Raw genomic sequence first — 14053 nt, 5'->3', positions numbered from 1 at the left:
GTGGGTCTGATGGTATGGCGTCTGACTGCATCCGATAAGCCCGGCAATGGTTCCAGTGATCCATTGCCGGGCTTGTTATTGAGGGCTTTGTTGGATTCTGCGGCGGGGTGGTTCCGGCCAATAGGCAGATGATCTGGTGTAGACTGGCGGCGGTTTGCAGTTACGGACCGTCGCCATGCGGCGGATAACGACTGTCCTTGGGATGCCGGTGCGTTTGCGGTGTGAGCTCGCCGGCCGAATGAAAGGATCGTCGTGTCTGCCGTTGCTGCCGCCCAGTCTGCCGATATCTCCGTCGATATCGCTTTGTCTGCTATTCGTTGTGACGGTTTCGGGTGCGGGTCTTCCGTCTCCCGTGCTTCGTTGGTCTTCCCGGTCTCCGCTTCGTTGCCGTACCGGCCGTTGATCGAGGCGCTGCCTTTCTTCGCCCGGCGGTATACGGGGGATATCGCGTATCTGCACTCTGTCGGTCCGGATAACGGCGTGGATTCGGATACCGGTGCCGCGCGGGCCCGCTACTCATTGATGGGGATGCGGGCGTATCGGGTGACCGCCGACCCGCCCGATCATGCCACGGCGATCGGATACCTCGGCTATGACGACGGCGTCTCTCGCTGGGCGTGGTTCGACCTGTGGCTGGTGGAGGACCACCGCGACCGGACTGTACACGCCGTGGCGATGGGGCGGCTGACCGATGCCGACGCCCAGATCAAAGAGCTGAACGCCGCATGGTCCGAAGCGTTGGAAGCGGGGGCGCATGACTATGACGTACCGGCGGAAGATCCTGTGGGTGGTATGAGGAATGATCCGCGGGAAAGCCGATCCGATCCGATCTGCGAGATCGAGGTCCACGCCGATCAGAGCCGCGACGGCTATATCGAGGCCGTCGAACACATGCAACGGCATATGCGTGACGGCGACATCTACGTGGCGAACATGTCGATGCGCTTCTTCGTGCGCAGTCCGCGCTCGCCGATCGACGTGTTCCGACGGCTGTACGCCGACAGCCCTTCGCCCTACGCCGCGTATCTGGACTTCGGAGGCAATGAGGATAACGGGGATAACTCTGGGGATGACCGCGGAACTGGCTGCCTTAGAACCGACCGTCTTGGAACCGCCGCCATGGATTCCGGAGACCCCGAGACCAAGGCACGCCGCGTGATCGTCAGCTCGTCGCCGGAACGGTTCTTCTCGATCTGGGACGGCACGGTGACGACCGAACCGATCAAGGGCACCCGTCCGCGCGGCAAGAACCCGGCCGAGGACGCTGCCCTGCGCGCCGATCTGCACGCCTCCGACAAGGAGCGATCCGAACTGCTCATGGTCACCGATCTGGAACGCAATGACATGAACCGCATCTGCGAACCGGGCAGCGTGACCGTCCCCGAATTCGAGGTGATCCGCATGTTCCCGCACGTCTTCCACACGGTATCGGTGGTGGAAGGCCGACTGCGGCCCAGCATGGCCGTGAGCGAGGCGTTGCGGCTCATGTCGCCTGGCGGCTCGATCACCGGCACGCCGAAGCGCCGGGCCACGGAGATCATCGCGGAATGCGAGCGATCCCCGCGGGGCGTATACACCGGCAGTCTGGGATACGTGGGTACGGATCCGGACGAGTGGCTGCGAGGCGGGGCGGCAGGTCAGCTGGCAGGGGATGGATCGGATGACTGTGCAGGCCATGGATCAGGCCGTGAGACAGACATCCGACCGAGCCATACCGTGATGCATTCCGTGATGCATCCCATAACCCGATCCGATTCGGCGGAAGCCCGGCCGGTATGCGACCTGAGCATTATCATCCGTGCGGCCGTGTGCGAACCGGGTACGGTGAAGGAGAGCGGTGATTTTGGTCGATCCGGCCGCTTCGACTACATGGTCGGTGCGGGCGGCGGGGTCACGTTGGATTCCGATCCGGCCGCGGAATACGACGAGGCCGTGCACAAGGCCAGGGCCGTGCTGGACGCGCTGGGTGCGGCAGCGGTCGCGGATACGTTGGGCACGGACGCGGACTCGACGACCGTGTCGGGCGCGGGCGATCAGTGAGGAGGAGCGGCTGACATGGTGCAAGCGAAAAGAGCGGAGAGTCTGTTGCATCTGGACGAGGGCTACCAGTTCGGTCTGGGCATGTTCGAGACCATCGCCGTGCATGACGGGCGACCGCTGCTGTTCGATCGGCATATGCGGCGACTGGCCGCAGGACTGCGGTTTCTGGGCATCGACGGAAGTGCCATCGCCGGCGGCCTCTTCGCGAGAGGAACCGCCGTCCCCTTCGCGAAGGCCACGGCGGCGGTGCGGCAGCTCGTGCAATCCGAAGGGCGTGAATATGCGTCGATGGCCGGGCTCGCCGACCTTGTGCTGCGATCGACGCTCGACGACGAACGCCGTCATGTATCCGACGGCAGGAACAGGGAGGGTGCGGGAATCGGAAACCGCATCGGGGCCGGCCACTCCGCCGACACGGTGCTCAAGATCATGGTTTCCGCGCGAAACCTATCGTTTTCCACTCGCGCCAACCCGTATGAGCGACGCGACCCGAGCGACGCCATGCGCCTGACGTGGAGCGGCGTGCGGCGCAACGAGACTTCGCCGCTGACAAGCCACAAAACTCTGAACCAGGGTGACAACATACTGGAGACGAAAATCGCGAAAATCCACGGATACGACGGTGCCGTCATGCTGAATTCCCGTAGCGAAATCAGCGAAACCACGAATGCGAATATATTTTTCGTGCGCCATGGCGGCAAAAATCCGGATACCGAGTTTTGTGGCTTTTCTCTGATGACCCCGGCCAAAGACTGCGGTCTGCTGCCGGGAACGCTGCGCGACTGGGTGATCGCCGAAGGTGCTCCGGCGCTTGGCGTCGACGTGGAGGAGGCGCATATCATGCCGGATGAGCTGCACGGGTTTGACGAATGCTTCGTCACGAATGCGCTGATGGGCGTGTGGCCTGTGGCAAGCATCGGTGCGCATCGGTTCCGCTCGACGCGGTTCGCCGAGGCCTTGCGTGCCCGGTATCGCAGCGTGCCCGGTATCGTAGCTACCACGGCCACGGCGCATAGTAAGGTGGAATGTCGCTAGGCGATGCGAGCGCGATGCATCGGGCGCGAGGGCTGAACAGCTGCGTGATGGTTTGGTTGTCGTGGTGTGTTGGTTTTCCAAGGGATTGAGGTTAGGACTGGGTTATGGCTCTTGCACTCTATAGAAGGTACCGCCCCGACACCTTCGACGGTGTCATCGGGCAGGATCAGGTCACCGTTCCGCTTTCCCGCGCCCTCGACGAGGGCAAGCTCACGCACGCCTATCTGTTCTCCGGTCCGCGCGGCTGCGGCAAGACCAGCTCCGCGCGCATTCTGGCTCGTTGCGTCAACTGCGCGAAGGGTCCGACCTCGCATCCGTGTGGCGAGTGCGAAAGCTGTAGGGATCTCGCCACTGGCGGTCCCGGTTCCATCGACGTGGTGGAGATCGACGCCGCGTCGCACAACGGCGTGGATGACGCCCGCGAACTGCGCGAGCGCGCCGGATTCGCCCCCGCCCGCGACCGCTACAAGATCTTCATTCTCGATGAGGCGCACATGGTTACGCAGCAGGGCTTCAACGCGTTGCTGAAGATCGTGGAGGAGCCGCCGGACCATGTGATGTTCATCTTCGCCACCACCGAGCCGGAGAAGGTGATCGGCACCATCCGCTCGCGCACCCACCATTACCCGTTCCGCCTTGTGCCGCCGGAGATCATGGGCCCGTATCTGGAGAAGATCTGCGACAAGGAGGGCATCAAGCCCGAGCCGGGTGTACTGAAGCTGGCGATGCGCGCGGGCGGCGGTTCGATGCGAGACACGCTTTCCGTGCTCGACCAGCTGATGGTCGGCGCGGTGGACGGCGTGATCACCCATGACGCCTCCGTGGCGCTGCTGGGCTTCACCCCCGATGCGCTGATCAGAGACGCCATTGACGCGGTGATCGATGCTGACGGCGAGAAGCTGTATGGCGTGGTACAGAAGGTGGTGGTCGGCGGATTTGACCCCCGTAGGTTCGTGGAGGATCTGCTGTCGCGCGTGCGTGACCTGCTGGTCCTCAATATCGCCGGCGAGCGCGCGGAGTCCGTGCTGAACGACGACGCCGAGGCCGAGGATCTGGATGATCTCAGGCGTCAGGCCGGTGAGCTGGGCCTCGCCCGTTTGACGTCGATCGCCGACATCATCAACGATGCGCTTGGTTCGATGAGCGGCGCCACGTCGCCTCGCATGCGACTGGAGCTGCTGGCCGCCAGACTGCTGGTGCCGCAGAGCGCGCTGGCTGCCGCTGCGCCGTCGGAGGGTGTCGGCATGCCCGCCGTGGGTGACGGATCCGCGTCGTCGGGTTCATCGGCCGCCAACACCCAGGGTGGTCAGGCCCAGGGTGGTCAGCAGGCCGGACAGTCGGGTGTGCACGGATTCGCCGGCGCCCGCCGCAATGCCGGTCGGCATAGCGACGCTGGTCGGAACGGTGAGGTCGGGCAGAAGCAAACCAGCGGATTCGCGGGACGCCGGCAGACGTCGACGCCGTCGGCCGCTTCCGCCGGCCAGTCCCAATCGTCCCAAACCCAGCCGAATCAGTCCCAGCCGGTCCAGTCCTCCGGATGGCCGGTCGATGACGAATCGTCAGCCGTATCAGCGTCCCCGGCCGCACAGTCGAACTCGGCTACGCAGTCGGCACCGGCTACGCAGTCGGCACCGCAGTCTCAGCCCGCACAGACTCCCCAGCCCGCACAGATTTCCCAGTCGGCTCAGACTCCGCAGTCCGGCCACGCCGACGATTCCCGCACCCCCGACGAAAAGTGGGATGCGCTGGTCACCTCCCTGCCGGACGATGTACGTCAGTACGTGAGCCGTGACCGCGTGCCGCGCGTACACCTGTCGCCAGATCCGAAAACCAGCCGTATGCGTCTGTGGATCAAGTTCGCCAACGCGTTGAACAAGTACGCCTTCGCGCTGGGTGTGGCTTCCGAAAGCGTGGACGGCACCACCAAGGTGGTCGACATCCTGCGCGCCCGCACCCATCAGGTGTTCGGACCCGAGGTCGCGCTCGCCCCGACTGAGAAGATGGCCGACGGACAGATCGCACCCCCGTTGAGCAAGCTGCCCGCGGATGAGCAGCAGCGGATCAAGTCGCAGGTGCTGCAGGAGAGTTTCGGCTCCCTGTCCGCGATGGTCAGGCCCGCGACCGCATCGAAGTCCGCGGATTCGACGGAGGGCTCCGGCTCCGATTCGGCCGACGGATCCGCAGGATCCTCGGATGCCGACGCGGACTCCGACCGAGGCGGCTCGCAGGTTCAGCAGGATTATCGTCCGGGCCAGTCGGATCGGCTGACTCTGCAGGATCAGTCGGATCAGCAGGACCCGTGGGCCCTGCCCGGTACGTCGGACGTCCAGCCGTATCAGGATCTTTCCCAGCAGTCGGAACGTCACATGGGGCATCGTCATGACGGACCGGACGAGCCGCATCACGGCAAGCATGTGGCCGTGCCGGACCTCAGCGACGACGAGGATCCGTGGGCGGTTCCCGTCCCGTCGACCGTCCCCTCCGCGGCTTCGTCGTCCGCTACCGCGACGACGAATTCCGGATCACCGTCCGTCGGTACGCCGGGCGCTTCTTCCGCCGATCCGATCGATGATCCGTGGCAGCAGACGGCCCCGGCACCGACTCGATCATCTGCCGCATCGTCTGCCGGGCCTTCCGTCGGATCGCCGTCGGGTGCTCCGGTCGATTTCCCGGACGCCGGTTTCGACGATACCGATCCGTGGCAGGTGGCCGGCCGCGTCGCCGCACAGAACGCGCAGGCACAGTCTGTACAGGCCCATTCCGCACAGTCCGAACCGACCGGGTGGGAGGCCGCAGGCAGGATGAACCAGCCGGACCAGTCATGGTCCGGTCAGTCACAGTCCGGTCAGTCATGGCCCGGTCAGACGCATGGCCAGACCCAGCCCGGTCAGACCCAGCCGCAGCCGTCCGCCCAGCCTGATCATCCGGCGCATCCTCAACGGCATTTCGACCCGACGGCCCGCGAACGATTCGCCCACGGCCAGACCGCGAACGGTGCCGGTCCGGCCGGGGTCAACGCGGGCTTTGGCGTAAACGCCGCCGGCCCCGGTCTGCCGACGCCGCAGGTCGATCCGGAGGACGACGACTATTCGATGGACGACGCCGCGCTCGGCTCCGACACCGCGCTCGACGTGGAGGAGCTCAAGCGGATGTTCGACGTCAAGGCCGTGGAGGATCTTGCCGCCGACGATCCGAACAATCCGCGCAACATCGCGGCGAAACGGCAGAAGGACAAGGAATCCCAGAACTGAGACGACTGAAGGCAACGGAAAGGACGTGCCATGGCATTGGCGTATGACGGGGCGATCCAGAATCTCATCGATGCGTTCGCCCGGCTTCCCGGCATCGGGCCGAAGGGCGCGCAGCGCATCGCGTTCTACCTGCTCGGCGCCGACGAGGCCGAGGCGCGGGAGCTGGCCGACGCGATCGCCGAGGTGAAGGCCCGCGTGCGGTTCTGCGACGTCTGCGGCAACGTGTGCGAGACCAGTCCCTGCCCGATTTGCGCGGACCCCCGTCGCGACCACACCATCATCTGCGTGGTGCAGGAGCCCAAGGACGTGATGAGCATCGAACGCACCCGCGAGTTCCGCGGCGTCTACCATGTGCTCGGCGGGGCGATCAACCCGATGGCCAACGTCGGGCCGCAGGATCTCAACATTCCCAAGCTGCTCAGACGGCTTTCCCCGCAGTCGGTTTCTGATGCGGCCGGTTCGGCGGATTCGGTGGATGCGCAGGGTGCCGCGCAGGGCGTCGAGGACGTGCGGGAGGTCATCCTCGCACTGAACCCGAACATCGAGGGCGAGGCCACCACCACGTATCTGGCCCGGCTGATCGCCCCGTGCGGCGTGAAGGTGACCCGACTCGCCAGCGGTCTGCCGGTCGGCGGCGATCTCGAATACGCCGACGAGATCACCCTCGGCAGGGCCCTCGCCGGTCGTCGGGAGGCGTAGGCCGTTCGGGTGCGGGGAGATCACGCGGACCGGCTGATACCGATGGTTGACGTGCCTATTGGCTGCCGTACCGATGACAGCCGTACCGATGGCGGGTAGATCGATTGACATGCGGTTGGCCCCCGACCAGCCGTCGGCCGCAGTGTCCACGGGATGTCCAAATGCTGGCGATGAAGGGTTTTCGCAATGTTCGCGCCCTTATAATCTTGCCGTTTGCGTAGAGTAGTGGACTACTTGCGCGGCGGGGGAGAGTCCGCCGCAGCACGACACGAGATTGGATTGAAGTGGCACTCATCGTTCAGAAATTCGGCGGTTCGTCGGTGGCCGACACCGATTCCATCAAGCGCGTGGCCCGTCGCATCATCGACACCAAGAAGAAGGGCAACGATGTGGCCGTGGTCGTCTCCGCCATGGGAGACACCACCGACGATCTGATCGATCAGGCCAAGGACATCGATCCGTATCCGCCCGAGCGCGAGATGGACATGCTCATGACCGCAGGCGAGCGCATCTCGATGAGCCTGCTGGCCATGGCCATCCACGCGGCCGGCTCCCACGCCAGTTCGTTCACCGGCCAGCAGGCCGGCTTCCTCACCGACACCCGCTACGGCGCCGCGCACATCAAGGCCGTGAAGCCCGCGCGCGTGAAGGCCGTGCTCGACCGCGGCGACGTGGCCATCGTGGCCGGCTTCCAGGGCATCAACTCCAAGGGCGACGCCACCACGCTCGGCCGCGGCGGCTCCGACACCTCCGCCGTGGCGCTGGCTGTGGCGCTCGACGCCGACGTGTGCGAGATCTATACCGACGTCGACGGCATCTTCACCGCCGATCCGCGTATCGTGCCCACCGCCCGTCGCATCCCCGCGATCAGCTACGAGGCGATTCTGGAGATGGCGGCCTGCGGCTCCAAGGTGCTGGCCCTGCGCTGCGTGGAGTACGCCGAGCGGTTCAAGATGCCGCTGCATGTGCGCAGCTCCTTCTCCCACCGTCCCGGCACGCTGGTGCTGCCCGACGGCGTGGATCCGCGCAGCATCCCGAACCTGCAGTAGGCGAGTCGGCGAATCCGATCAACCGTCAAGTCCAAGTCAGTACCGTCAGTCAACGTCAACCAACCAGACCAATCCCAAAGGTGAAACAATGAGCAACGAATCGCAGTCCATGGGTGATCTCTTCCCCGATCTCGGCCCCGAAGATCCGGTCGTTTCCGGCATCGCGCACGACCGCACCGAGGCGCAGGTGACCCTGCGTCGCATCCCCGACCGTCCGGGCGTGTGCGCCTCCGTGTTCACCAGCCTCGCCGAGGCCGGCGTGAACGTGGACATGATCGTGCAGGCGGCCGCCTCCACCGGCACCGCCGACATCTCGTTCACCGCCTCCGAGGCCGAGCTGCACAAGATCGAGCAGGTGCTCGCCGAGAAGAAGGCTGAGCTGGGCTACGAGACCGTGGACGTGAACAAGGAGGTCGGCAAGGTCGCGCTTGTGGGCGTCGGCATGAAGACCCACTCCGGCATCGCCGCCACGTTCTTCCACGCGCTGAGTGAGAAGGGCATCAACGTGCTGATGATCTCGACCTCCGAGATCCGCATTTCCGCCATGGTGCCGCTGAACGATCTCAACGACGCCGTGCGGGCCATCCACACCGCCTTCAAGCTGGATTCCGATCAGGTGGAGGCCGTGGTGTACGGCGGCACCGGCCGCTGACCGTACGGCCTTCGGCACGGATCGCAGCTGAATCCATCTGAATCACATTTGGGAACTGTTCGGAACAACAAAAGGACACTGAAATGGTGCAAATCAACGATAAGGGCGTCAACGTAGCGGTTCTCGGCGCCACCGGCCAGGTCGGCATGGTCATGCGTCGCATCCTCGACGAGCGCGACTTCCCCGTGAAGGACCTGCGTTTCATGGCGTCCGCGCACTCCGCGGGCACCGTGCTCAACTGGCGCGGCCATGACATCGTGGTGGAGGACGTGGCCAAGGCCGATCTCTCCGGCATCGACATCGCCGTCTTCTCCGCCGGCGGCGGCACCTCCAAGGTGTGGGCTCCGAAGTTCGCCGAGGCCGGCGCCTACGTGATCGACAACTCCTCCCAGTGGCGTATGCACGACAACGTGCCGCTGGTCGTCGCCGAGGTGAACCCTGAGGATCTGGACGAGGTTCCGGATCGCATCATCGCCAACCCGAACTGCACCACCATGGCCTGCATGCCGGCCATGAAGGCCCTTTCCGACGAGTTCGGCCTCAAGCGCCTGATCGTCAGCTCCTACCAGGCCGTGTCCGGTGCGGGCCGCGCCGGCGTGCTGCAGCTGATGAACGAGGCCAAGGCCGCCATCGAGCAGGGCGCCGACAAGCTCGTGTTCGACGGTTCCGCCATCGACTTCCCCGAGCCGACCAAGGTCGTGCGCACCATCGCCTTCAACGCCGTGCCGTTCATCGGCGCGATCGTGGACGATGGCAGCGAGGAGACCGACGAGGAGCAGAAGCTGCGCAACGAGAGCCGCAAGATCCTGCACCTGCCCGAGCTCAAGGCCAGCTGCACCTGCGTGCGCATCGGCGTGTTCACCGCCCACGGCATGAGCATCAACGCCGAGTTCGAGAAGGACGTGACTCCGGACGAGGCCCGTGCGGTGCTCGCCAAGGCTCCGGGCGTCGTGCTCGACGACATCCCCACCCCGCAGCTCGCCGCCGGCAAGGATCCGAGCTTCGTCGGCCGCATCCGTCAGGATCAGGCCGTCGACGGCAAGAAGGGCCTGTCGATGTTCATCACCAACGACAACCTGCGCAAGGGTGCCGCCCTCAACGCCATCGAGCTCGCCGAGATCGTGGCGAAGAAGCATTTCGGCGATCAGCTCTGATGTACCTCCGTCCCCGCTGGACGAACAGTCCAGTGGACTGTTCGTAGCAGTGCGCCCCTGCCGGGCGCACGTCGCATAAGATGTCGGGGCTGTCTGCCGGCCGGCAGACTGGGGGTGGTCGAGATTGCGTGGTTCGACCACCCTCAGTCAGCTACGCTGACAGCTCCCGCCAGCGGGAGCAAGCAACACGTCCCAACGGTTGCACGTCTTGGCTTCCCCCATTATGGGGGAAGCTGTCAGCGTAGCTGACTGATGAGGGGCCTGTAATCCCCCATGTTCAGGGGCTTTCCGATGGCATTCGGAAAGCCCCTTTGTCGTTTTCGCCACCATCCGCTCGGCTCCTGGCCACGGTTCCTTTGTCACTATCGGTGGGAATACTGGTAGGCATGTCTGAAGCATCTCGCGAAGCGCAAAAGCAGCTCGACCGAATCGTAGCGCTCGGTTACCCGGACGTCGCCGATCTTTCGGCCGCCGCCTTCCGTGCGCTGGCCACGCCGATCATCACCGCTTTGGAGCAGTCCGATCTGGGCTCGAACATTCTTCTGGTGCCGACCCGAGAGCTCGTCTCCCCGGAGTCGCTGATCTCCCGAACCAGCATCAACCGCATGGCCGGTTTCACCACCATGCCGCCGCGTGACATCGCCAGCTTCCTGCCGCAGGACGGTTTCGAGCCGCCCGAGGGACCGTTCTACGTGGTGATCGATCCGCATACCGGTACCAAGTACACCAATCGCGAACCGGACATCGCCCGCAAACTGGTGGAATCCGACGGTCGTCTGCCCCTCACCCTCGAGGAGGGACTGGCCATCGCCACCCAGCATCCGGACTGGCTGGTGCGCAAGAACGGCTTCAATCTGCTCGGCTCCCGCAGCGCGGACGGCCGCGTGCCGAGTATCTGGATGAGCCAGAACGCGCCGCGTCTCGGCGCAGTATGGCCCACCAGCAAGCACACCTGGCTGGGCAACGCCTACTGCATGGCCCGCCGGGGCGTCTCCCTGTTCCATTACATGTGACGGCCATTTATGTGACGGCCACTTACCGGTGACGGCCGTTGCCGTTGACGGTCATGACAAGGCCTCCGTCGCGATCATCCGAAGTCGCGACGGAGGCCTTGCGCTTACTGGGGCTATCCGTTGCCTATGACCGTTGCCTACTTGCCGCTGCGCTTGCTTCCGGCAGAGGTCTTGCGGTCGACCTTGCGATCGGCAGCACGCCGGTCCGGCCTGCGGAAGGCCGCGGCCACGCCGCCGATCACCAGCACCATGCCGAGTACCACCAGCACCAGAATCAGCATCACCGACCATGACGTGGGGCTGGTGCCGAACATCCACGCCCCGGCGAGTCCGGCGACCGCCACGAGCGCGACGATCACGCCCCAGACGATGGTGGGGGCGTTCGGGCCGGTCTTGTACTCGATGGCGGGGGCGGGCGGCTGCATAGGCATACCGGCCGCGGCGGCTCCCGCACCCATCGGCATGCCGGCGCCCATACCCGGTCCCATGCCGGCCGGGCCATGCGCACCGGCTCCGGCCATGTTCGGCGCGTACTGGTTCCAGCCGGGGTAGTTGGCGTACGGGGTGCCGGCGCCGGTCGTCTGCTGATACGCGGCGCCGGATCCGGGATAGCTGTTGCGCTTCGCCTCGTCCGCGTACTCCTGGGCCGCGCTCTGCTGCTGGTCCCATGCCTCCCGCTGACGGGCGTCCGCGTCGGTCGCGTCGTGGTGTTCGGCAGCATCGGCAGTCGCCTTCTGATCGTCCTGATCATCCGGCTGCGGGGTCGGTGTTGCCGACGTGATCGGCGTCACCGGTTCGGCATAGGCGATCGGCTGCTGCGGCTCGGCCTCGTCCGTCTTCTTGTCGTCCGTCAGATCGGCCATCGTCAGTGGCATCGGTGTCAGTGGCATCGGCACGGTGGCGTCGCCGTTGCCGTCTTCATTGCCGTCTTCATTGCCGCCGTCGGCCTTATCGTCGGTATCGTCCAACGGAGGCATGGTCACCGTCTGCGCGGTCTGCGCCTTGATCCGCTCCGGATACAGCGTCTGGGTCGGCGCCTCGGACAGGGCCTTGTACGCGGCGATCTCCGGGAACGCCACGGTGTCGGCGTCGTTGGTGCTGATCGGTACCGTATCGGTCGACTGATCATTCGTCGTGCTGAGCGGCTGCGTGGCCGTCAGATCCTCCGAACCGGTCGGGGATCCACCCGTCGGCTCACCCGCCGTTTTGTCCGTCAGGTTCGCGGCCGCGGTCGCGGCTGTAGTCGCACCTCGCTGTTCCAGCGCTACGGTGTCGGTGAAATCGTCCGCGGTGGCGCGGATGCTGTCGTCGTTCTTCTGGTTCATGATCGTCTCGCTTCCATCGTCATGTTGTCGTATTCGTCGTTATGCGTCCGTCTAGCCGGTTCGGCCGTCTCAGCTGGTGTACGGGTTCGAGCTGGAACTCGAGTCCCCGGAGACCTCGCGCTGCACGGTGACGGTGGAGAACACCAGCTCGCCGTCGATGTACGCGGACTTGTCGGCGATGTTCTCGTATCGCGAATCCCAGCTGTACACCGAATCGCCGTTGCGGTCGATGACGACCGAGTCGCTGGTGCTGTACCGCGTGCCATTCGAATCCTCCAGATTGAGCTGGCTGAACGCCTGATTGATGTCGCCGAAGCCGGTCGCGCATCCCTTGGGCGTCAGCAGCGTGACCGTGGAGTTCACCGCCTCGAGATCGAGCTCGCCGACCGGGCAGCCGCGGTAGTCCTTCGAGGAGTAGTTCAGGCCGGTCTCCGGGCTGGCGTTGCTCCAGTCACGGCTGTCCCAGTCGCGCAGGTCGATCGTGACCGTGGAGTTCACCACCTTGAGACCGCCGTCGACCAGCTGCTCCCAGTCGGAGGAGTGGTACGTGCGGCTTTCGGAATGCAGTGCGTTGACGTAGGTGCTGTTGGTGACGGAGTCGATGGTCGCGCCCGCGTGGTTGACGGAGGGCAGCACGGCGTAGGCGCACAGCGAGGCGATGATCGCCACGATGGTGATCGGGATCAGGCCGCCGGTTTTGCGTCCCACGAATCCCAGGACGATCGTAAGCAGGCCGAGCGCCAGCGTGATGCCGAGGATCCACACCGCGATCAGGGTGACGATCGACACCTCGCCGGGGATGAAGCCGAACGCGATCATGGCGATCAGCGCGGCCAGCGACAGCAGGATCAGACCGGAGGCGATGCCCACCACCACCGGGCCGGCCGGCTTGCGGCGGTAGACCACGGCCGGCGGCACGGGACGCATGCGCTGCGGACCGGCGTAGAAGGTCGGGCCGTTGTTCGGCGTCTGGGTGCGGAACGGGTTGTAGGGCTGGCCGGGCTGGCCGTTGCCGGGCTGGTTGGGCTGCGTTCCGGTTCCGGTCGGCTGGTTGGGTTGTGAAGCGGCGGATTGCGGGCCGTTCGGGGCACTCGGGCCGTAGGGCTGGCGGGGGTCGCCGGGATTGCCGGGGCCGCCGAACCCCGACTGACCGGGGTTACCGGGGTTCGTGGCGTTGCGCCGGTTCTGATCGCGGTTATACAGAATGATCGCCGCCACGATCAGTGCGATGAACACCGGGATCGAGATGAACGGCACGGCGAACACGCTGCCCGGGCATCCGATCAGCATCATCAGCGCCGACAGCCAGAACGCCGCCGGAAACCGGCCGTGGGTGATGGCCTCCTCCAGCAGGATCGTGCCGTCACGCTCGTCGGGCAGCAGCATCCAGGCCAGACCATAGAGCAGGGCGCCGAAGCCGGCCGCGCAGAAGAACGCGAACCAGATGATGCGGATGATCAGCGGATCCCAGCCGATGCGGTTGGCGATCGCGCCGGAGACACCGCCCACCCAGCGGTCGGTGCTGCGGTAGAAGTTCAGCGAGCGGATCCAATTAAAGAATTCGGACCCGAGCGCCGGGCGTTGCGGCTGGGACGGCTGCCGGTAGGGCTGGCCGGGGTTGCCGGACTGTGGCGTATACGGGTTTTGCGGGCCCTGATACTGCGGGCCGCCTGAAGTGCTCGTCATCGTACGTCTTCCTTTCCTATACGTGCTATACGTGCCGCGGGGATGCCGTGGCCGTGATCGCGATGCTCGTTGCGGATCGTCATGATCACGGGGTCGGCCGGCGGGACGTGTGTTTCCTGATGATTCCATTCCACCGCAATCGGCCTTTC

At 65.3% G+C, this 14053-nt stretch carries 10 protein-coding genes; 8 read left to right on the top strand and 2 right to left on the bottom strand.

Annotation, left to right across the window (positions count from 1 at the left end; all coding sequences use genetic code 11):
- Nucleotides 1-480: 480 nt before the first annotated feature.
- The 8 genes from CSQ87_RS11100 to CSQ87_RS02680 all read left to right on the top strand — a co-directional run bounded on the left by CSQ87_RS11100 (nt 481) and on the right by CSQ87_RS02680 (nt 10893).
- Complete coding sequence (locus CSQ87_RS11100) at nt 481-2040, top strand: anthranilate synthase component I family protein (protein ID WP_243388803.1); 1560 nt, start codon at nt 481-483, stop codon at nt 2038-2040.
- A 15-nt stretch (nt 2041-2055) separates the two neighbouring features.
- A complete protein-coding gene (locus tag CSQ87_RS02710; RefSeq protein ID WP_100512336.1) occupies nt 2056-3075 on the top strand; it encodes an aminotransferase class IV in 1020 nt (339 codons plus the stop codon).
- A gap of 104 nt (nt 3076-3179) precedes the next feature.
- Entirely contained in the window at nt 3180-6326 is a 3147-nt protein-coding gene (locus CSQ87_RS02705) for a DNA polymerase III subunit gamma and tau (protein WP_100512335.1), read from the top strand.
- 30 nt (nt 6327-6356) lie between these two features.
- Nucleotides 6357-7025, top strand: coding sequence for a recombination mediator RecR (recR, locus tag CSQ87_RS02700; protein ID WP_100512334.1), 669 nt, complete (start codon nt 6357-6359; stop codon nt 7023-7025).
- Nucleotides 7026-7309: 284 nt separating this feature from the next.
- A complete protein-coding gene (locus CSQ87_RS02695) occupies nt 7310-8074 on the top strand; it encodes an aspartate kinase (protein ID WP_100512333.1) in 765 nt (254 codons plus the stop codon).
- An 88-nt stretch (nt 8075-8162) separates the two neighbouring features.
- Nucleotides 8163-8726, top strand: coding sequence for an ACT domain-containing protein (locus CSQ87_RS02690; RefSeq protein WP_165776709.1), 564 nt, complete (start codon nt 8163-8165; stop codon nt 8724-8726).
- 83 nt (nt 8727-8809) lie between these two features.
- A complete protein-coding gene (locus tag CSQ87_RS02685) occupies nt 8810-9880 on the top strand; it encodes an aspartate-semialdehyde dehydrogenase (RefSeq protein WP_100512332.1) in 1071 nt (356 codons plus the stop codon).
- A 386-nt stretch (nt 9881-10266) separates the two neighbouring features.
- Nucleotides 10267-10893: a DUF5701 family protein gene (locus tag CSQ87_RS02680; RefSeq protein WP_100512331.1), complete on the top strand. Its 627-nt coding sequence runs from the start codon at nt 10267-10269 to the stop codon at nt 10891-10893.
- Nucleotides 10894-11030: 137 nt separating this feature from the next.
- Here the strand turns inward: CSQ87_RS02680 and CSQ87_RS02675 are convergent, their stop codons facing one another.
- Entirely contained in the window at nt 11031-12218 is a 1188-nt protein-coding gene (locus CSQ87_RS02675) for a hypothetical protein (RefSeq protein WP_100512330.1), read from the bottom strand.
- 69 nt (nt 12219-12287) lie between these two features.
- On the bottom strand, nt 12288-13904 hold the full coding sequence (locus CSQ87_RS02670; protein WP_165776708.1) for a PspC domain-containing protein: 1617 nt from the start codon (nt 13902-13904) through the stop codon (nt 12288-12290).
- Between the last annotated feature and the right edge of the window lie 149 nt (nt 13905-14053).

Source organism: Bifidobacterium simiarum (genome assembly GCF_002802905.1).
Lineage (GTDB): Bacteria > Actinomycetota > Actinomycetes > Actinomycetales > Bifidobacteriaceae > Galliscardovia > Galliscardovia simiarum.
Note: the sequence above shows the minus strand (reverse complement) of the source record. Positions and strands in the feature narration are given on the sequence as shown.

Bases quoted from the DNA above. Each gene is read 5' to 3' on its own strand.
- CSQ87_RS02710 (WP_100512336.1), top strand. From the start codon at position 2,056: ATGGTGCAAGCGAAAAGAGCGGAGAGTCTGTTGCATCTGGACGAGGGC.
- CSQ87_RS02705 (WP_100512335.1), top strand. From the start codon at position 3,180: ATGGCTCTTGCACTCTATAGAAGGTACCGCCCCGACACCTTCGACGGT.
- recR (WP_100512334.1), top strand. From the start codon at position 6,357: ATGGCATTGGCGTATGACGGGGCGATCCAGAATCTCATCGATGCGTTC.
- CSQ87_RS02690 (WP_165776709.1), top strand. From the start codon at position 8,163: ATGAGCAACGAATCGCAGTCCATGGGTGATCTCTTCCCCGATCTCGGC.
- CSQ87_RS02685 (WP_100512332.1), top strand. From the start codon at position 8,810: ATGGTGCAAATCAACGATAAGGGCGTCAACGTAGCGGTTCTCGGCGCC.
- CSQ87_RS02680 (WP_100512331.1), top strand. From the start codon at position 10,267: ATGTCTGAAGCATCTCGCGAAGCGCAAAAGCAGCTCGACCGAATCGTA.
- CSQ87_RS02675 (WP_100512330.1), bottom strand. From the start codon at position 12,218: ATGAACCAGAAGAACGACGACAGCATCCGCGCCACCGCGGACGATTTC.
- CSQ87_RS02670 (WP_165776708.1), bottom strand. From the start codon at position 13,904: ATGACGAGCACTTCAGGCGGCCCGCAGTATCAGGGCCCGCAAAACCCG.